The sequence below is a fragment of the Kocuria sp. CPCC 205260 genome, assembly GCF_040981045.1.
GTDB lineage: Bacteria > Actinomycetota > Actinomycetes > Actinomycetales > Micrococcaceae > Kocuria > Kocuria palustris.
In genome coordinates this window covers 126,640-144,094 of the sequence record NZ_JAVKPT010000003.1, presented here as the reverse complement: position 1 = coordinate 144,094, position 17,455 = coordinate 126,640, and the positions used below count along the sequence as shown (strand labels likewise).

14 protein-coding genes and 2 pseudogenes are annotated in these 17,455 nt (G+C 70.6%); all 16 read right to left on the bottom strand.

The features are described 5' to 3' along the window. Nucleotides 1–27: 27 nt before the first annotated feature. The gene (gene rpsG, locus RF645_RS07840) at nt 28–498 is read right to left on the bottom strand and encodes a 30S ribosomal protein S7 (protein WP_006213512.1); all 471 of its coding nucleotides are present in this window, start codon (nt 496–498) and stop codon (nt 28–30) included. Continuing rightward, nucleotides 498–872, bottom strand: a complete 375-nt coding sequence (gene rpsL / locus RF645_RS07835) for a 30S ribosomal protein S12 (RefSeq protein ID WP_006213513.1) — start codon at nt 870–872, stop codon at nt 498–500. The genes rpsG and rpsL overlap by 1 nt, the downstream gene beginning before the upstream one ends. 262 nt (nt 873–1,134) lie before the next feature. After that, complete coding sequence (locus tag RF645_RS07830) at nt 1,135–1,998, bottom strand: IclR family transcriptional regulator C-terminal domain-containing protein (RefSeq protein WP_058871810.1); 864 nt, start codon at nt 1,996–1,998, stop codon at nt 1,135–1,137. A 14-nt stretch (nt 1,999–2,012) separates the two neighbouring features. Beyond that, complete coding sequence (locus tag RF645_RS07825) at nt 2,013–2,672, bottom strand: 3-oxoacid CoA-transferase subunit B (RefSeq protein WP_058871811.1); 660 nt, start codon at nt 2,670–2,672, stop codon at nt 2,013–2,015. Nucleotides 2,673–2,787: 115 nt separating this feature from the next. After that, the gene (locus RF645_RS07820; RefSeq protein ID WP_058871812.1) at nt 2,788–3,471 is read right to left on the bottom strand and encodes a 3-oxoacid CoA-transferase subunit A; all 684 of its coding nucleotides are present in this window, start codon (nt 3,469–3,471) and stop codon (nt 2,788–2,790) included. 44 nt (nt 3,472–3,515) lie between these two features. Next, nucleotides 3,516–4,742, bottom strand: coding sequence for a thiolase family protein (locus RF645_RS07815; protein WP_058871813.1), 1,227 nt, complete (start codon nt 4,740–4,742; stop codon nt 3,516–3,518). Next, on the bottom strand, nt 4,739–5,158 hold the full coding sequence (locus tag RF645_RS07810) for a carboxymuconolactone decarboxylase family protein (RefSeq protein ID WP_235586812.1): 420 nt from the start codon (nt 5,156–5,158) through the stop codon (nt 4,739–4,741). The genes RF645_RS07815 and RF645_RS07810 overlap by 4 nt, the downstream gene beginning before the upstream one ends. A gap of 195 nt (nt 5,159–5,353) precedes the next feature. Beyond that, nucleotides 5,354–6,097 (bottom strand): annotated as a pseudogene (locus RF645_RS07805) (alpha/beta fold hydrolase); the annotation flags it as partial. Continuing rightward, nucleotides 6,094–7,581: a lyase family protein gene (locus tag RF645_RS07800; RefSeq protein WP_058871815.1), complete on the bottom strand. Its 1,488-nt coding sequence runs from the start codon at nt 7,579–7,581 to the stop codon at nt 6,094–6,096. The pseudogene RF645_RS07805 and the gene RF645_RS07800, both read right to left, overlap by 4 nt. A 124-nt stretch (nt 7,582–7,705) precedes the next feature. Continuing rightward, nucleotides 7,706–8,275, bottom strand: a complete 570-nt coding sequence (gene pcaG, locus RF645_RS07795) for a protocatechuate 3,4-dioxygenase subunit alpha (RefSeq protein WP_058871816.1) — start codon at nt 8,273–8,275, stop codon at nt 7,706–7,708. Continuing rightward, nucleotides 8,268–9,056 (bottom strand): protocatechuate 3,4-dioxygenase subunit beta, encoded by a 789-nt coding sequence (pcaH, locus tag RF645_RS07790; RefSeq protein WP_235586801.1) that lies wholly within the window; start codon nt 9,054–9,056, stop codon nt 8,268–8,270. The genes pcaG and pcaH overlap by 8 nt, the downstream gene beginning before the upstream one ends. Nucleotides 9,057–9,288: 232 nt before the next feature. Further along, nucleotides 9,289–10,503, bottom strand: coding sequence for a 4-hydroxybenzoate 3-monooxygenase (locus tag RF645_RS07785; protein ID WP_082676995.1), 1,215 nt, complete (start codon nt 10,501–10,503; stop codon nt 9,289–9,291). A 70-nt stretch (nt 10,504–10,573) separates the two neighbouring features. Then, the gene (locus RF645_RS07780; RefSeq protein WP_058871818.1) at nt 10,574–11,347 is read right to left on the bottom strand and encodes an IclR family transcriptional regulator; all 774 of its coding nucleotides are present in this window, start codon (nt 11,345–11,347) and stop codon (nt 10,574–10,576) included. 30 nt (nt 11,348–11,377) lie between these two features. Beyond that, the gene (locus tag RF645_RS07775) at nt 11,378–11,848 is read right to left on the bottom strand and encodes a neutral/alkaline non-lysosomal ceramidase C-terminal domain-containing protein (RefSeq protein WP_368818926.1); all 471 of its coding nucleotides are present in this window, start codon (nt 11,846–11,848) and stop codon (nt 11,378–11,380) included. 72 nt (nt 11,849–11,920) lie between these two features. Beyond that, nucleotides 11,921–13,529, bottom strand: a pseudogene (locus RF645_RS07770) (neutral/alkaline non-lysosomal ceramidase N-terminal domain-containing protein); the annotation flags it as partial. Between the two features lie 31 nt (nt 13,530–13,560). Continuing rightward, nucleotides 13,561–17,442 (bottom strand): DNA-directed RNA polymerase subunit beta', encoded by a 3,882-nt coding sequence (locus RF645_RS07765; protein WP_058871820.1) that lies wholly within the window; start codon nt 17,440–17,442, stop codon nt 13,561–13,563. Between the last annotated feature and the right edge of the window lie 13 nt (nt 17,443–17,455).

Below are 17,455 nucleotides of genomic sequence, written 5' to 3'. Positions count from 1 at the left end.
GAGCCGATGCTACCAGCGGAGCCGGAATTACCAGCGGTAGTGGGCGAAGGCCTTGTTCGAATCGGCCATCTTGTGAGTGTCCTCGCGACGCTTCACAGCGGCGCCCAGACCGTTCGAGGCGTCCAGGATCTCGTTCATCAGACGCTCGGTCATGGTGTTCTCGCGACGGGCCTTGGAGTAGCCGACGAGCCAGCGCAGGGCCAGTGCCTGGGAACGGCCCGCGCGGACCTCGATCGGCACCTGGTAGGTGGCGCCGCCGACGCGGCGGGAGCGGACCTCGAGGGCCGGCTTGATGTTCTCCAGGGCCTTCTTGAGCGTGGCGACCGGCTCCTCGCCGGACTTGCGCTCGACACCGGCCAGCGCGCCGTAGACGATGCGCTCGGCGGTGGACTTCTTGCCGTCCTGGAGGACCTTGTTGATCAGCTGCGTGACGACCGGGGATCCGTAGACCGGGTCGACGACGAGCGGGCGCTTGGGGGCGGGACCCTTACGAGGCATTACTTCTTCTCCTTCTTCACGCCGTAGCGGGAGCGGGCCTGGCCGCGACCCTTGACGCCCTGGGTGTCGAGGGCGCCGCGCACGATGCGGTAGCGGACGCCGGGGAGGTCCTTCACTCGGCCGCCGCGCACGAGCACGATGGAGTGCTCCTGCAGGTTGTGGCCCTCACCGGGGATGTAGGCCGTGACCTCGACCCCGTTGTTCAGGCGCACGCGCGCGATCTTGCGCAGCGCGGAGTTCGGCTTCTTGGGCGTGGTCGTGTACACGCGGGTGCAGACGCCGCGCTTCATGGGGCTGCCCTGGAGGGCCGGCGCCTTGGTCTTCACGACCTTCGGGGTGCGGCCCTTGCGGACCAGCTGCTGGATAGTGGGCACATCGTCTCCTGATGGTGGCGCGCCGGTGCGGCGCGCGACGTTGGTGGATAGGCCTGCCATGGGCCGCTCAACGCGGACCCGCGGCCGATGCCTCGAGGGGTGCTGCAGGAGATCGACGATGCGATCGCTGCGGGCAGCAGGGGCGAGACCCTCAAGGCATGACAAAAAGTGGCATTCGGGCACACCCTGCGTGCCTGAGGACGGAGTCCATACCTGCCACTGGAAGCGACCACGGATGGTCGAGCCAATCCCGGCTAGTGTATCAGACGCCTCCGCGCGCCGCGATGGCAGGGTCCTGGTGCCCACCCGCCCCGGACGCGGCCAGGTCCTGCTGGATGGCGCCTGCGCACTCGCGCAGCGCCGGGAGGATCGCACGCAGCGGATCCTCGTGCTCCTCCGTGGCGCCCACGCGCATAGAGACGTTGACCGCGGCGATGATCTGCCCCCGGGCGTCCCGGATCGGCACGGCCACCGAGCGCAGCCCGGCCTCGAGCTCCTGGTCCACGTCCGCCCACCCGCTGCGGCGCACCTCGGCCAGGCGATGGCGCAGTCCGTCGAGGGTCGTGACGGTGCGACGGGCCGGCGGATGAGCCAGAGCGGCCTCGCAGCGAGCGCGGACCTGGTCGTCGGGAAGCTCGCTGAGCAGCACGCGGCCCATGGAGGTCGCATGCGCCGGGAAGCGCGTGCCCACAGAGATCGCGACATTCATGATGTGCCGGGCCTGGACCCGGGCCACGTAGACGATGTCCGGGCCGTCCAGCACGGCCACCGAGGTGGACTCCCCCACGGTCTCGGAGAGCCGGCGCAGGTGCGGGGCGGCGATCTCCGGCAGACTCAGCGCGGAGAGGTAGGCGTAGCCGAGCTCGAGGACCTTGGCGGTGAGCTCGAAGTCGCGGCCGTCGGTGCGCACGTAGCCCAGCTGCTCGAGCGTCAGCAGGAGCCTGCGCGCCGTCGCCCGGGACAGGCCCCTGCGCCGGGCGACCTCGGACAGCGTCATCCGAGGTCGCCCGGCGTCGAAGGCGGTGATGACACCGAGACCCCGAGCCAGGGACTGCACGACGTCCGTGCTCGAGCGCTGCGGTGCGCCGGTCGCGAGCTCAGCCCCTCCCGGCCCTTCGGCTGTCATAGCCGCTGCTGTCCTCAGGCCTGCTCGAGCGGGAAGGGCACGAGCTGCTGGATCTGCTCGAACGTGGCCCCGAAGGTCTCGCGCACGACCACTCGGCCGTCTCCCTCGATGAGGAAGACCGCACGGTCGGTGTACACGCGCGAGACGCAGCCGACGCCCGTCAGGGGCATGTCGCACTGCTCGACCAGCTTGGGCTGGTCCTTCTTGGTGCGCAGGTCCATCATCACGAACGTCTGCTTGGCGCCGGTGGCCAAGTCCATGGCTCCGCCCACGGCCGGGATGGCGCCGGGCTTGCCCGTGCTCCAGTTGGCGAGGTTGCCGTTGCGGTCCACCTGGAACGCGCCCAGCACGCAGCAGTCGAGGTGGCCGCCGCGCATCATGGCGAACGAGTCCGCGTGGTGGAAGTACGAGCAGCCGTCGGTCTCCACGACCGGGATCTTGCCGGCGTTGATCAGGTCGAGGTCGATGTCCTCGCCGTGGGCGGCCGCGCCCATGCCGAGCATGCCGTTCTCCGTGTGGAGGGTGACGTCGTCCTCGGGGGTGAGGTAGTCGGAGACCAGCGTGGGCTGGCCGATCCCGAGGTTCACATAGGCGCCGGCCGGGATGTCGCGGGCGACGAGCTCGGCGAGCTGCTGGTTGTCCAGCGCCGCATCCTGGGTCTGGGGTGTGGTCATGGTCGTGTCTCGCTCTCTGCGCGGCCTGGCTGCCGCTGCGGTGGCGTGTCTGCTGCGGGGAGTGGACCGGGGCGGGCGCCCGCGCGGCGCCCGTGCCCTGATCCGAGGTGCGGGCTCAGCCCGCGTCGGGAGTCTGCGGAGCCTGGATGCGCACCACGGTGTCGACGTAGATGCCCGGCGTCACCACGGACTCCGGATCCATCTGGCCGCGCTCCACGATCTCCGAGACCTGCACGATCGACGTCTTGGCCGCTGCCGCCATGATCGGGCCGAAGTTGCGCGCCGTCTTGCGGTAGGTGAGGTTGCCCGCGGTGTCGGCGGTGTGCGCCTTGGTCAGGGCGTAGTCGGCGACGATCGGGTACTCGAGGACCTGATGGCGGCCGTCGAACTCGCGGACCTCCTTGCCCTCGGCCAGCGGCGTGCCGTAGCCGGTGGGCGTGAAGAACGCACCGATGCCGGCACCCGCGGCGCGGATGCGCTCCGCGAGGTTGCCCTGCGGGACGACCTCCAGCTCGATCTCGCCGGCGTGGTACTTCTCATCGAAGTGCCACGAGTCCGACTGGCGCGGGAAGGAGCAGATGATCTTCTTCACCCGCCCCAGCTGGATCAGCTTGGCCAACCCGACGTCGCCGTTGCCCGCGTTGTTGTTGACGACGGTGAGGTCCTTCGCGCCCTGCTCGATCAGGGCGTCGATCAGCTCGACGGGCTGACCCGCCACCCCGAAGCCTCCGATCATGACGGTCGAGCCGTCCTCGATCTGGTCGACGGCCTGCGCCGCGGTGTCCACGATGCTCAGCATGCTCTCTCCTTGCGAATGATCGTTCGGTCTCTGGTGCGCCGAGCTCAGGCGGCGTCGGTGTTCTCGAGCACGACGGCCAGGCCTTGCCCCACGCCGATGCACAGCGAGGCCACGCCCCAGCGGCCGCCCTCGGCCTGAAGACGGCGGGCCAGCGTTCCCAGCACTCGGGTGCCGGAGGCGCCGAGCGGGTGGCCGATGGCGATGGCACCGCCCCACGCGTTGACGATGGACTCCTCGATCCCCCACTGGCGGATGCACGCCAGCGACTGGGCGGCGAAGGCCTCGTTGAGCTCGACGGCGCTGACATCTCCCCAGCCGATGCCGGCGCGCTTCAGCGCCAGGTTCGCGGCCTCGACGGGAGCCTCGCCGAAGAACTGCGGCTCGTTGGCGGCTGCACCGCGCCCGGCGATGCGCGCCAGCGGCGTGCGCCCCAGCAGATCGGCGGCCTTCTCGGAGCCGAGCCACGCGGCGGAGGCGCCGTCGTTCATGGGCGAGGCGTTGCCCGCGGTGACCGTGCCGTTGTCCTTGCGGAACACGGTGCGCAGCCCGCCGAGCGTCTCCGGGGTGGAATCTGCGCGGACGGTCTCGTCGCGGGTGGCGTCGCTGCCGCGCTTGGAGTTGGCCTTCACGGTCACGGTGAGGTCGTCGTAGCGGCCCTCGTCCCAGGCCTTCGCGGCCAGCTGGTGGGAGCGCGCCGAGAAGACGTCCTGCTCCTCACGGGTGATCCCGTGCTTCTCGCGCAGCTGCTCGGTGGCCTCCCCCAGCGAGACGGTCCAGGCATCCGGCATCTCCGGGTTGACCAGCCGCCAGCCCAGCGTGGTGTTGGCCAGGTGCAGGTCCTGCATGGGGAACGGACGTTCGGTCTTGGGCAGGACCCAAGGGGCGCGCGACATGGACTCGACGCCGCCCACGAGCATCAGATCGGCCTCATCGACCTCGATCTGGCGCGAGGCCATCATGGCGGCGTCCAGGGAGGAGCCGCACAGGCGGTTGACCGTGGTGCCCGGCAGCGAGGTGGGCAGACCTGCCAGCAGCGTGGCCATGCGGGCGACGTTGCGGTTCTCCTCGCCGGCACCGTTGGCGTTGCCGAACACGACCTCGTCGATGCTCTCCGGGTCCAGGCCCTCGGCACGCTCGACCATGGTGCGCACCACGAGCGCTGCGAGGTCGTCGGGGCGGTGGCCGGACAGGGCGCCGCCGATCTTGGCGAACGGGGTGCGCACGGCGTCGTAGATGTAGGCGTCCTGGCGGCCGCTGGCTGAGGTGCTCATGAGGTGACTCCTTCGTCGTCTGATGAAGCTCGGTCTGTCGTGGCGGGCGCGGAGGCGCTGTCGGCCTCCGCGTCCAGACGGTCGAAGACCGCCTTGGCATGGGAGAAGGCGTTGTTGGCGGAGGGCACCGAGAGGTAGATCGAGCTCTGCAGCAGGATCTCCTTGATCTGCTCGCGGGTCAGCCCGTTGCGAAGCGCTGCGCGCACGTGCATCTCGAACTCGCCCCAGTGCCCCGCTGCGATCAGGGCGGTCAGCGTGATGGCGCTGCGCATGGGCCGGTCCAGGCCCGGACGGGTCCAGATCTCCCCCCAGGCGTAGCGGGAGATGAAGTCCTGCCATTCGGCCGTGAACTCGTCCTTGTTGGCCTCCGAGCGATCCACGTGGGCGTCGGAGAGGACCTCGCGGCGCACCCGCATGCCGTCGGCGTGCGCCTGGGAGGCGGTGCGGTCGCCGCCCGCGCGTGGTGCCGGCGCCTGAGCCGAGTCGCCGACCGAGGACGGCGCCCCTTCACGCCGCAGCGGATCGGTCGACGCGGAGCCCGGCGACTGCGCTGCCAGCTCCCTGATCAGCCCGGCGAGCGCGGCCGGCTGCTGGGCGGGGATCATGTGCGCGGCCTGCTCGATCAGCTCGAAGCGCGCACCGGGCACCTGCTGCGCCCAGTCCCGCACCGCCTGCGGCTCGACCGAGGGGTCCTGCTCGCCGGCCACGGCGATCACCGGGGCGACGATCTCCCCCAGTCGCCCGGTGAGGTCGAACGCGGCGATCGCACGGCACACCTGGGCGTACCCGTGGCGGTCGGCGGACTGCAGCGCGTGCAGCAGGCCCGTGGTGATCCCGGTGCCGGCGGCGGCATCGCGCTCGATGAAGTCCTGGGTGAGCCAGCGCTGCGCGCTGCCGATGACCTGCGTGGGAGTTCCCGCGGCCTCCACCAGGGCCGCGCGCTCGCGCCACTGCTCGGGATCGCCCAGCTGCGGGGCGGAGGCCACCACAGCCGCCCCCCGGAGCCGCTGCGGCGCATCCACCAGCAGCTGCAGCCCCACGGCCCCGCCCACGGAGCAGCCCGCATACCAGAACGGGGATTCGGCCGGGAGCTCCTCGACCGCATCCACGGCGGCCAGAACGCCCTGGGCGAGCTCCTCGATCGAGAAGTCCTCGGAGCCGGCCGGTGCGCCGCCGTGGCCCGGCAGCTCCCAGCCGATGATGCGGAAGCGCCCTTCCAGCTCGCGGGCGACCCCGCCCCACAGCGGGGCGACCGCCGTGCCGAGCGCAGGTCCCAGCAGCAGCACCGGCCGCTGCTCGTCCTGCGCCGCAACGGGCGCGCTCAGCTCCACGAGGCGGATGCTCGGAACGCTCATGAGTCCTCTCCTGTTCTGGCGCCGCCGCCGGGCAGCGCCTCTCGCTCGTCCTGGCGCGCAAGAGCCCGATCGATCAGCAGATCGGCCGCGCCGAGATAGCCGCGCGGGTCGCACAGCTGCTGCAGCCGCTGCCGGTCGAGGGCATGCCCCTCGGCGTCGCGGCCCTCCCCCGTGATCTCCGCCAGGCCGTCGACGGCTGCCTCGACATCCGCACCGGCCCGGGCCAGCACGGCCTGGATGCGCTGGGCTCCCGTGGCCCCGTCCGCCTCCTGCACCGCAGGCTTCAGCGCCGTGACGATCCGCTCGGAGAGCAGCGCCGGCCCCGAGGCGCGCAGGTTCTCCTCCATGCGCTCGACATCCACGCGCAGCCCCTGGGCAAGCTCCGTCAGCTGGGAGCACGCCGTCAGGCTCAGTCGCAGCAGCTGCTGCAGCGCTGGCCATTCGACGTGCCAGGAACCGTCCGGGCGCTCGTCGACCGAGGTCGAGGCCGCGGTGAACAGTGCGGCGAGCAGCTGCGGGGCGCTCAGCGCCGTGCGCTTGAGCTGGACCGAGAGCACCGGGTTCTGCTTCTGCGGCATGGCCGAGGAGACGCCCCGGCCCGGACCCGTGGGCTCGCGCAGCTCGCCCAGCTCCGGGCGCGAGAGCAGCAGGACGTCGTCGGCGATCTTGCCGATGGCCGCGCAGAGACTGCCCAGCGCGGCACCGGCATCCAGGACGGGCTGACGAGAGGTGTGCCAGACATGGGGGGCCTGATCCAGCCCCAGCTGCGCGGCCCATGCGGCGTGCAGCTGCAGGACCTGCTCGGAGGCCTCCGCAGAGGCGTCGCCGCCCTGCGGGAGAACATCCTGCTGCGGGAACAGGGCACGGGATCCGGCGAGTGTGCCGGCGGCGCCGCCGATGGCCACCGGGGTGCGCAGCCGCTCCAGCCGCTCGTGGGCATCCACCAGCCCCTCGAGCCACTGCGCGCAGCGCAGACCGAAGGTCGTGGGCAGCGCGTGCTGGGTCAGGGTGCGCGCCGCGCAGAGGTCCCCGCGGTGGCGCTGAGCCAGGACCGCCAGCGCCGACTCCGCCTGGGCCAGGGAGTCCTCGAGGCGCTGCACGGCCTCCCGGAGCACCAGCATCAGGGCGGTGTCCAGGACGTCCTGGCTGGTCAGCCCCCGGTGCACGGCGCCGACGGCCTGAGGGTCGATCTCCCGGACCGCCGCGCGCAGATCGGCGAGCATGGGGATCACCGGATTCCCGCCGAGCTCGCTGCGCTCCGCCAGATCCACCAGATCGAAGGAGCGCTCCATCACCTCATCCGAGAGGACCTGGGCGGCGGCCTCTGCGGCGCGTCCCGGCACCAGCCCGAGATCCGCCTGGGCCGCGACCCATGCGGTCTCGACGCGCACCAGGCAGCGCAGGACGTGCCAATCACCGGTGAGCCCCCGCGCCCGATGGGCTCCGGGGACCAGCAGGCCGTACTCGGCGTCCTGTGCTGCCATGCGTCTCGTCGTGGTCCTGTCGTCGCGATGTTCTCGAGATGATCCGGGATCGGCCGCGCGGGCTGATTCCCCGCGCAGCCGCAGGTCCGGACCGACGATGAACGTCGACCCGGACCCGTGCTGCTCAGTCCGCGTGCTGCGGATAGCGCAGGAAGACGGTCTCCGCCTCGCCCTGCAGGCGGACGTCGAAGCGCAGCGAGCCGTCCTGCTCGCGGCGTGCGATCAGGGTCTCGCGCCGATCCGCAGGCACCGAGGACAGCAGCGGGTCCCGCTGCAGGGCCTCCTGATCCTCGGGGAGGTAGATCCGGGTGAAGAGCCGGTTGAGCAGACCGCGAGCGAAGACCGTCATGGCGATGAACGGGGCCGCCCCGGGCTCCGTGGGCCCGGGGGCCACCGTGGTGAACGAGTACGCCCCCACGTTGTCCACGGCCTGCCGGCCGAAGCCCGTGAAGGTGTAGCCGTCGCGGATCAGGGAGCCTGGCTCCTGCGAGATCCGACCGTTCTCATCCGCCTGCCAGATCTCCAGCAGGGAGTCCGGCACAGGATCGCCGTTCCCGTCGTAGACGACCCCGTGCAGGCGCACGGCCTGGGGATGCGTCCGATCCACCAGGTTCTCCCCGCCGTCGAACGGCAGGGCGTAGCCGTAGAAGGGGCCGACGGTCTGACCGGGCGTGGGTGTCAGCTGCTCAGACATCGGTGTCCTCCTCCATGAGCGTGCGGTGGGTTCCGGTGAGCACGATGTCCCACTTGTAGCCCAGCGACCACTCGTGGGCCGAGAGGTCGTGGTCGTAGTTCGCCACCAGGCGCTCGCGCGCCTTGGGGTCGACGATCGCCTGGTAGATCGGGTCCAGGGCGAACAGGGGATCGCCCGGGAAGTACATCTGGGTCACCATGCGCTGGGTGAACTCCGTGCCGAACAGCGAGAAGTGCACGTGAGCCGGACGCCACGCGTTGTAGTGGTTCTTCCACGGGTACGGGCCCGGCTTGATCGTGGTGAACGAGTACGAGCCGTCGTCGCCGGTCAGGCAGCGGCCCACCCCGGTGAAGTTCGGGTCGATCGGAGCCGGGTGCTGATCGCGCTTGTGGATGTACCGGCCCGCCGCATTGGCCTGCCAGATCTCCACCAGCTGGCGGCGCACCGGCCGGCCCTCGCCGTCGAGCACGCGCCCGCTGATCGTGATCCGCTCGCCGATGGGCTCGCCCTTGTCCTGGATCGTGAGATCCGACTCGAGGGCGTGGACGTCGCGGGGGCCGAAGGCCGGGGCCCACAGCTCGACGGTCTCCGGATCCGTGTGATGCAGGTCCTTGGTGGGGTGGCGCAGGACCGAGCTGCGATAGGGCGCGTAGTCGAGTCGAGGCTGGGACTCGACGGATCCGGAAGCCGCATAGCTCTCCGAGATCGCGTCCATCTCCGCGCTCAGGACCGACTGGGAATCCGCTGCCGCGTCCGAGGACGAGACGGGGGTGTCCGCCATGGTCATCTCCTTCATCAGCCGGGCAGTAGAGGTGCTGCCGCAGGGTCGCCCCGCGGCCCCGTCATCCCCAGGGCTGCTGCCCGTGCTCTCCAGCACCTGAGGATAACGTGCGTCACTTCGAAAATGAACACTTGTGCGCATAGCGCACACAAGGTGATCGGAGCGCGGTCCGTCGCCGGACCTGGGTATGGGGGTGCGCCGGCGACGGCGCACCGTGGGCTTCAGCGCCCGCTCAGGCCTGCCAGCCCGTGTAGGAGTCGGCGAAGTACGCCCGGCCGTACGGCGAGTCCGTGATCGCATGCAGCTCGCCGAGCTGGCGGCGGGAGTCGAACTCGGAGTCCTCGGAGCTGCTGTGCAGCATGCGGGTGACCCAGTACGAGAAGTTCTGCGCCTTCCACACGCGCTCCAGCGCCGCGGCCGAGTAGCCGGCCAGCGGCCGCTCGTCGCCGTCGCGCAGCAGTGCCACGAGGGCCGGGGCCAGGACGCGGACGTCGCAGAAGGCGAGGTTCAGGCCCTTGGCGCCTGTCGGAGGGACGGTGTGCCCGGCATCGCCCACGAGCACGAGGGAGCCGTGGCGCAGCGGCTCGCACACGTAGGAGCGGAAGGGCAGGACCGTCTTGTCGATGATCGGCCCCTCCTGCAAGCGGAAGCCGTCCGGGCCGGAGACGCACTCCTGCAGCCGGGCCCAGATCTGCTCGTCCGACCAGTCGCCGGGATCCTCCGAGGGGTCGCACTGGAAGTACATCCGCTGGACGTCGTCCGAGCGCTGGGAGATCAGCGCGAACCCGGACTCCGAGCGGGTGTAGATCAGCTCGTGGTGGCTCGGCGGAGCCTGGCACAGGATGCCGAACCAGGCGAACGGGTATTCGGTGTAGTGATCCGTGCGCACGTCCTCAGGAATCGCCTTGCGGCACACGGAGCGGGAGCCGTCGGCGCCCACCAGGATCCGGCAGCGGATCTCGCGCGCCGCCCCCTCGGCATCGACGAACGTGACCCCCGGGCGATCCGACTCGACGTCATGGACGGCGACGTCGTCGACCGACCAGAAGACCGTGCCGCCGTCGCGCTCGAAGGCCTCCTTGAGGTCCCAGAACACCTCGTTCTGCGGGTAGAGCCACACCGAGCGCCCGACGGCCTCCTGGAAGTCGATGTGATGGCTGCGGCCCTCGAAGCGCAGGGACGTGCCCTCGTGCTCGTGGCCCTCGGTGAGGACTCGGCCGTCGACGCCGGAGTCCACCAGCATGTCCACGGTGCCGGCCTCCAGGATCCCGGCGCGGTGCGTGGACCGGATCGTCTCCGGGTCGCGCTTCTCGATCACGATCGTCTCGAGGCCCTCGCGACGCAGCAGGTGCGCGAGCATCAGCCCGGCGGGGCCGGCGCCGACGATCGCGACCTGGGTCTCGAGGATGGGTGCAGCCGATGCGGGCTGCGCGGGGTTCTGGCTCACGGGATGTCCTCCTGGCGAACGGTCGTGCGCACAGTCTCAGGCGCACCGCGAGGCCTGCGCCACATACTGCTCATTCAACGGGATGATCCGGTCCTTCGACCGCGCGAGCGATGCCGTGGGCGGCCGTGTGCAGCGCCTGCACGACGGCGGAGGGATCCACCGGGGCCAGGGCTCGATCGGCGACGATGCCGAGACCTGCGATCACCGAGCCGTCGGCGGCGTGGACGGGCACGGCGATCCCTGTGCGATCCGGCTCCAGATTGCCGGTCTGCACGCAGTGACCGCTCGCGCGGATCTCGCGCAGCACCTGCTCGAGCTGCTCGGGCCCACCCTGCGGCAGCTGCTCGCCGCGCTCGAGCACGCGTCGGGCGTGGTCGCGGCGCTGCGCCTCGGGCAGCCCCGCCAGCAGCACCAGTCCGGTCGCCGAGAGGTGCAGCGGAAGCCTCCCCGCCACCGCGGAGCTGATGGGGCGGGTGCCGGGCTGGGAGAGCCGCTGCACGAACAGGACCTCGTCGCCCTGGATCCGGCCGAGCTGGACATGCTGTCGCAGCGCCGATTGGACCCCGTGCAGGAACGGCGCGGCCGCCGCCGCCAAGGAGGTCTCCGGGGCCGACCGGGTGGCCAGCTCCCACAGCCGGGTCCCCACCGAGTAGGAGCCCCCCGCCCCGCGCGTCAGCCAGCCGGCTGCCGCCAGATCGGCGCACAGGCGATGGGCGGTGGCCGGGGGCAGGCCCGTGCGGCGCGCGATCTGCGCGGAGGTCAGCCGGGGCTGGTCGCGCCCGAAGGCGGCCAGCACCCGGTCGAGGCGCACGAGCACGGAGTCTCCGGAGGACGAATTGGCCATGTCCCGGATTCTCCCCCGCTCGGGCCAGGATCAGCGGACGGTGAAGGCCCGGCTGGTCGCCGTGATCGGCAGGATCCTCCCGAGACCGGTGCGGCGGTCGCCCTGGTAGACGAAGCGGTAGGTGCCGGCAGCGCCTGCGGGCACGGTCCACTCGAGGGTCACCAGCGAGCGCCAGAACAGCTTGTCCTCCCAGCGGAACCGGGGGTCGAAGTCCTGGTCGTCGCGGAAGCGCTGCCAGGCGCCGTCCACCTGGCGCTCGAGCACCAGGTAGGAGCCGCCGTGGCGGACGTTGTTGTTCGGATTCGCCCCCACGAACACGGCGCGGGCGACCTGCCCGGCGGTGACGTCGACCGGCTGCGTCCAGACATCGCCGAAGGCCCGCATCGGCATGGGCAGGTCCGCGCCGTCGGCTCCCTGCAGGGAGCGCAGCGCCGTGGCCGACTCATCCCGCGGAACGGGGCCCAGGGCCACCTCCGTGTCGTCGACAATCGCCCGGGCCAGCCCGTCGAGGATCTGGCAGTACGCGGCCGCCGAGTGCTTGCCGTAGATCGTGGCCCCGCCCTCGTACTGCTGCGACTCGTACTCCCAGCGCGTCGTGACGTAGTGCGTGCAGCCGTTGGAGGTCGCCTGGATGATGACATCGCGCTCCTGCGCGCCGGTGGCCTCAGCGACCGCCCTGCGGTACATCACACCCACGGCGGCCGTGACCTCGCCGGGCATGACCGCCAGCCACAGCCGGCCCAGGCGGATCAGCTGCACCGGGACCTGCTGCTGGACCCAGCCCATGGCCCCGACGGACAGCAGGGTGGACTTGGGCGCCTGGATGGCCGCCTCGTAGCGGTCGACCCGATAGCGCCATGAAGCCAGCGTGGCCGAGAAGGGGTTGTTCCACAGCCCCTCGCTGAAGATGCTCGGGCCCGGGCCGTCCTCCTGGGATCCGGCGCCGAAGGCCGTGCCCAGGATCGCCCAGCCCGTGCGCTCGGTGCGTCCCGTGCCGGAGAACTCCGGTCGCACCTGATAGCCGCGCATGTCCACGTAGGTGATGCGGCTGGCGACCCCCGAGCCCACCGGGTCCCCCGCCGAGGCGAGCTGGGAGCGCACGGCATCGGCCTGGCGCGTGCCGATCTCCCGCGTGTTCTCGAACTCGTCGTCGGTGGGCCCGCTGCCCGGGCTCAGGTTCAGGTTCGGGCTGATGTCGCCGGAGTTCGAGTTGGCGAACGCCCCCACGAACTCCGCTCGCTGCTGCGCCGTGAGGTGCACGCCGTGGTCCAGGCGCTCGAGGGCGTACTCGGCGCAGCCCTTGTTGTCCTCCGAGACCAGGCGGTTGGTGTTCGTCAGCGAGGTGCTGTGGGTCGCGTACCAGTTCACGACGGCGTCGACCGCTCCCCCGCGCTCCATCCGCAGCGTGGTCGAGGAGGTGTCCAGGCCGTCGGGCAGCGCCGAGCGCAGCTCCTCGGGGTTCAGGCGGAAGGCCTCCATGGACCGGTTGACCCCCGCATCGGCCAGCTCCGAGCGGCTCACTCGCAGTCTGCCCTCCGCCCGGTCGGCGTCTGCGGCCACGATGCCCTCGACCTGCGCCTCGAAGACCTGGGGCTGGAAGACCTGGGGCTGGAAGCCCAGCGTGGTGATGTTCTGCAGCTCGTCGACTCCGGCGCCGCCCGGAGTGGCATGGGTGTGAGCGGCTCCCAGGCTGACCGTGGCCTGCGACCAGCGCCATGTGCGAGCCGTCGGCCGGGTCCTGGATGACGAAGGCGCGGGCGTGCTGGCGAATGTGGACGCCGAGCCCCAGCTTGCTCGTGGACCCGTAGCCCAGAAAGCCCACCCCGGCGAGCCTGCCGGTGATGTCACGCACCACGCGTCCGCTCAGGAAGCGGCCGTCCCCCTCGCCGCCGGGAGCCGCCGCAGCACCGAGGGCACCCAGCCCGACCTGCCTGCGCGACGGGCCGCTGAAGCCCTCGCTGTCGGCCTCGGCCCGCGCCCGACGCCGGGGGCTCGACGCGGTCTCGACGGCGCTGCGCTGGGAGCGAGCGGAACGACGGGCGGAGGGCGCGCCGGATGTCGCCTCGTGAGTGGACCGTGCGGCGTCATGATCGGGGGATGGCGGAAGCCCCGCCCCTGCAGGTGCAGGGACGGGGCTTCCGCCTGGGACGCTCAGCGTCCGGGTCCGATCTCGCGGCGGCATCTCAGCTCAGCGCCGAAGTGCCGCCGATCGATCAGTTGGCGCCGAAGTCGTAGTCCTCCAGCGGGATCGCCTGGAACTCGCCCAGCGACGAGTCGTCGGCGTAGGAGAAGTCCGCGTACGCGCCGCTGTCCGTGAACAGGGCGGCCTTGGCCTCCTCGGTGGGCTCCACGCTCACATCGTTGTAGCGAGCCAGGCCGGTGCCGGCCGGGATCAGCTTGCCGATGATCACGTTCTCCTTCAGGCCCACCAGCGGATCCGACTTGGCCTCCATGGCGGCCTGCGTGAGCACGCGGGTCGTCTCCTGGAAGGAGGCGGCCGACAGCCACGAGTCCGTGGCCAGCGAGGCCTTGGTGATTCCCATCAGCTCCGGACGGCCGGCGGCCGGACGCTGCTGGGAGGTCACCGCCTTGCGGTTGGCCTCGCGGTAGCGGACGTCGTCCACGAGCTCGCCCGGCAGCAGGTCGGTGTCGCCGGACTCGATGACCGTGTTGCGACGCAGCATCTGCCGGACGATGACCTCCACGTGCTTGTCGTGGATGCCCACGCCCTGGGAGCGGTACACGCCCTGGACCTCGTCCACCAGGTGCTTCTGGGCCGCACGGCGACCGCGGATGCGCAGGACCTCCTTGGGGTCCACCGCACCGGCCACGAGCTGCTGGCCGACCTCGACGGACTCGCCGTCGGCCACGAGCAGCTTGGCGCGGCGCAGCACTGGGTACGCGAAGTCCTCGTCCCCGTTGTCCGGGGTGATGACGACGCGCACGCCCTTCTCGGTGTCCTCGATCGTGGCGCGACCGGCGACCTCCGAGATCGGCGCGACGCCCTTGGGCGTGCGGGCCTCGAAGAGCTCCTGGATTCGCGGCAGACCCTGCGTGATGTCGCCGTCCGAGGAGGCGACGCCGCCCGTGTGGAACGTGCGCATGGTCAGCTGCGTGCCGGGCTCGCCGATCGACTGCGCGGCGATGATGCCCACGGCCTCGCCGATGTCGACCAGCTTGTTGGTCGCCAGCGAGCGGCCGTAGCAGGCCGCGCACACGCCGACGGCGGAGTCGCAGGTCAGCACCGAGCGCACGCGGACCCCGTCCACGCCGGCGTCGAAGATCGCCTTGATGAGACCGTCCGAGAGGTCCTGGCCCGCCTGGGCCACGATCTCGCCGTTCGCATCGGCCACGTCCACGGCCAGCACACGGCCGTGGATGGTGTTCTCCACCTCGGCGTCCAGCACGCGCTGACCCGTCTCCGAGGTCTCGGAGACCGGCAGCGTCAGGCCGCGATCCGTGCCGCAGTCGCCCTCGCGGACGATGACGTCCTGGGAGACGTCGACGAGACGACGGGTCAGGTAGCCCGAGTTCGCCGTGCGCAGCGCGGTGTCGGCCAGGCCCTTGCGGGCGCCGTGGGTCGCGATGAAGTACTCCAGCACCGTCAGGCCCTCGCGGTACGAGGACTTGATCGGACGGGGCATGATCTCGCCCTTGGGGTTGGCCACCAGGCCGCGGATGCCCGCGATCTGACGGACCTGCATCCAGTTGCCTCGTGCACCCGAGGAGACCATCCGGTTGATGTTGTTCAGCCGGCCGAGGTTCTCGCGCATGGCCGCAGCAACCTCGTCGGTCGCCTTGGTCCAGATGTCGATCTGCTCGGTGCGGCGCTCGTCGTCGTCGATCAGACCGGTCTCGTACTGGGTCTGGATCTTGGCGGCCTGGGCCTCGTAGCCCTCCATGATCTGGGGCTTGGACGGAGGCGTCGCGATATCCGAGATCGCCACCGTGATGCCCGACCAGGCGGCCCAGTAGAAGCCGGCGTCCTTGAAGTTGTCGAGGGTCTGCGCCACGACGCCCATCGAGTTCTCCTCGGCGAGGTCGTTGACCAGGCGCGAGAGGCTCTTCTTGTCCGCGACTCCCTCGAACCAGGGGTGCCCGGCGGGCAGCTGCTGGTTGAAGATGACGCGGCCCAGGGTGGTCTCGACCGTGGCGGTGTCGCCCTCGGTCCAGCCCTCCGGAGCCTCCCAGCCCTCACCGGGGACGAAGTCCTCGATGCGGACCTTGATCGGCGCGTTGAGGTGCAGCTTGCGGGCGTCGAAGGCCATGACGGCCTCGGCCACCGACGAGTAGCTCTCCCCGGCCCCGACCTCGTCCTCGCGGACGGTGGTCAGGTGGTACAGGCCGATGATCATGTCCTGCGAGGGCAGGGCGATCGGCTTGCCGTCCGACGGCTTGAGGATGTTGTTCGACGACAGCATCAGCACGCGCGCCTCGGCCTGGGCCTCCGGCGACAGCGGCAGGTGCACGGCCATCTGGTCGCCGTCGAAGTCCGCGTTGAACGCCGAGCACACGAGCGGGTGCAGCTGGATGGCCTTGCCCTCGACGAGCTGCGGCTCGAAGGCCTGGATGCCCAGGCGGTGCAGGGTGGGGGCGCGGTTGAGCAGCACCGGGTGCTCGGTGATGACCTCTTCCAGGACGTCCCACACCTGCGGGCGGAAGCGCTCGACCATCCGCTTGGCCGACTTGATGTTCTGCGCGTGGTTCAGATCGACCAGGCGCTTCATCACGAACGGCTTGAACAGCTCGAGCGCCATCTGCTTGGGCAGACCGCACTGGTGCATGCGCAGCTGCGGGCCGACCACGATGACCGAGCGGCCCGAGTAGTCCACGCGCTTGCCGAGCAGGTTCTGGCGGAAGCGGCCCTGCTTGCCCTTGAGCATGTCCGACAGCGACTTGAGCGCGCGGTTGCCCGGGCCCGTGACGGGACGGCCGCGACGGCCGTTGTCGAACAGGGAGTCCACAGCCTCCTGGAGCATGCGCTTCTCGTTGTTCACGATGATCTCGGGGGCGCCGAGATCCAGCAGGCGCTTCAGGCGGTTATTGCGGTTGATCACGCGGCGGTACAGATCGTTGAGATCCGAGGTCGCGAAGCGGCCGCCGTCGAGCTGGACCATGGGACGCAGCTCCGGCGGGATGACCGGGACGGCGTCCAGGACCATGCCCAGCGGCGAGTTGTCCGTGGACAGGAACGCGTTGACGACCTTGAGGCGCTTCAGGGCGCGCGACTTGCGCTGGCCCTTGCCCGTGGCGATTGTCTCGCGCAGGGCCTCGGCCTCAGCAGCCAGGTCGAAGGTCTCGAGGCGCTTCTTGATCGCCTCGGCGCCCATGGAGCCCTCGAAGTACATGCCGAAGCGGTCCTGCAGCTGGCGGTACAGCGCCTCGTCGCCCTCGAGGTCGTTGACCTTGAGGTTCTTGAAGCGCTCCCACACGCGGTCGATCGAGTCGATCTCGCGGTCGGCGCGCTTGCGCACGTTGGCCATCTGGCGGTCGGCGGCATCGCGCAGCTTGCGCTTCTCGGCGGCCTTGCCGCCCTCCTTCTCCACCTCGGCCAGATCGGTCTCGAGGTCCCCGGCGATGGCGACGACGTCGGCATCGCGCTGGTCCTCGAGGGCCTTCTTCTCGCGGTCGATCGAGGCCTGGAGGTTCGGGAGGTCCTCGTGGCGGGCCTCCTCATCGACCTTCGTGACCATGTAGGCCGCGAAGTAGATGACCTTCTCCAGGTCCTTGGGCGCCAGGTCCAGCAGGTAGCCCAGACGAGAGGGCACGCCCTTGAAGTACCAGATGTGGGTCACCGGAGCGGCGAGCTCCAGGTGCCCCATGCGCTCGCGGCGCACCTTGGCACGGGTCACCTCGACGCCGCAGCGCTCGCAGATGATGCCCTTGTAGCGCACGCGCTTGTACTTGCCGCAGGCGCACTCCCAATCGCGGGTGGGGCCGAAGATCCTCTCGCAGAAGAGCCCGTCCTTCTCCGGCTTGAGCGTGCGGTAGTTGATGGTCTCGGGCTTCTTGACCTCGCCGTAGGACCAGGAGCGGATCTGGTCGGCCGTGGCGAGGCCGATGCGCATGAGGTTGAGCGAAGAATCGTTGGACATGAGGATCCTTGAT

What these genes read in the sequence shown, in the direction of transcription:
- rpsG (WP_006213512.1), bottom strand. Translation starts at nt 498, where the DNA reads ATGCCTCGTAAGGGTCCCGCCCCCAAGCGCCCGCTCGTCGTCGACCCG.
- RF645_RS07830 (WP_058871810.1), bottom strand. Translation starts at nt 1,998, where the DNA reads ATGACAGCCGAAGGGCCGGGAGGGGCTGAGCTCGCGACCGGCGCACCG.
- RF645_RS07825 (WP_058871811.1), bottom strand. Translation starts at nt 2,672, where the DNA reads ATGACCACACCCCAGACCCAGGATGCGGCGCTGGACAACCAGCAGCTC.
- RF645_RS07820 (WP_058871812.1), bottom strand. Translation starts at nt 3,471, where the DNA reads ATGCTGAGCATCGTGGACACCGCGGCGCAGGCCGTCGACCAGATCGAG.
- RF645_RS07815 (WP_058871813.1), bottom strand. Translation starts at nt 4,742, where the DNA reads ATGAGCACCTCAGCCAGCGGCCGCCAGGACGCCTACATCTACGACGCC.
- RF645_RS07810 (WP_235586812.1), bottom strand. Translation starts at nt 5,158, where the DNA reads ATGCGGGTGCGCCGCGAGGTCCTCTCCGACGCCCACGTGGATCGCTCG.
- RF645_RS07800 (WP_058871815.1), bottom strand. Translation starts at nt 7,581, where the DNA reads ATGGCAGCACAGGACGCCGAGTACGGCCTGCTGGTCCCCGGAGCCCAT.
- pcaG (WP_058871816.1), bottom strand. Translation starts at nt 8,275, where the DNA reads ATGTCTGAGCAGCTGACACCCACGCCCGGTCAGACCGTCGGCCCCTTC.
- pcaH (WP_235586801.1), bottom strand. Translation starts at nt 9,056, where the DNA reads ATGGCGGACACCCCCGTCTCGTCCTCGGACGCGGCAGCGGATTCCCAG.
- RF645_RS07780 (WP_058871818.1), bottom strand. Translation starts at nt 11,347, where the DNA reads ATGGCCAATTCGTCCTCCGGAGACTCCGTGCTCGTGCGCCTCGACCGG.
- RF645_RS07765 (WP_058871820.1), bottom strand. Translation starts at nt 17,442, where the DNA reads ATGTCCAACGATTCTTCGCTCAACCTCATGCGCATCGGCCTCGCCACG.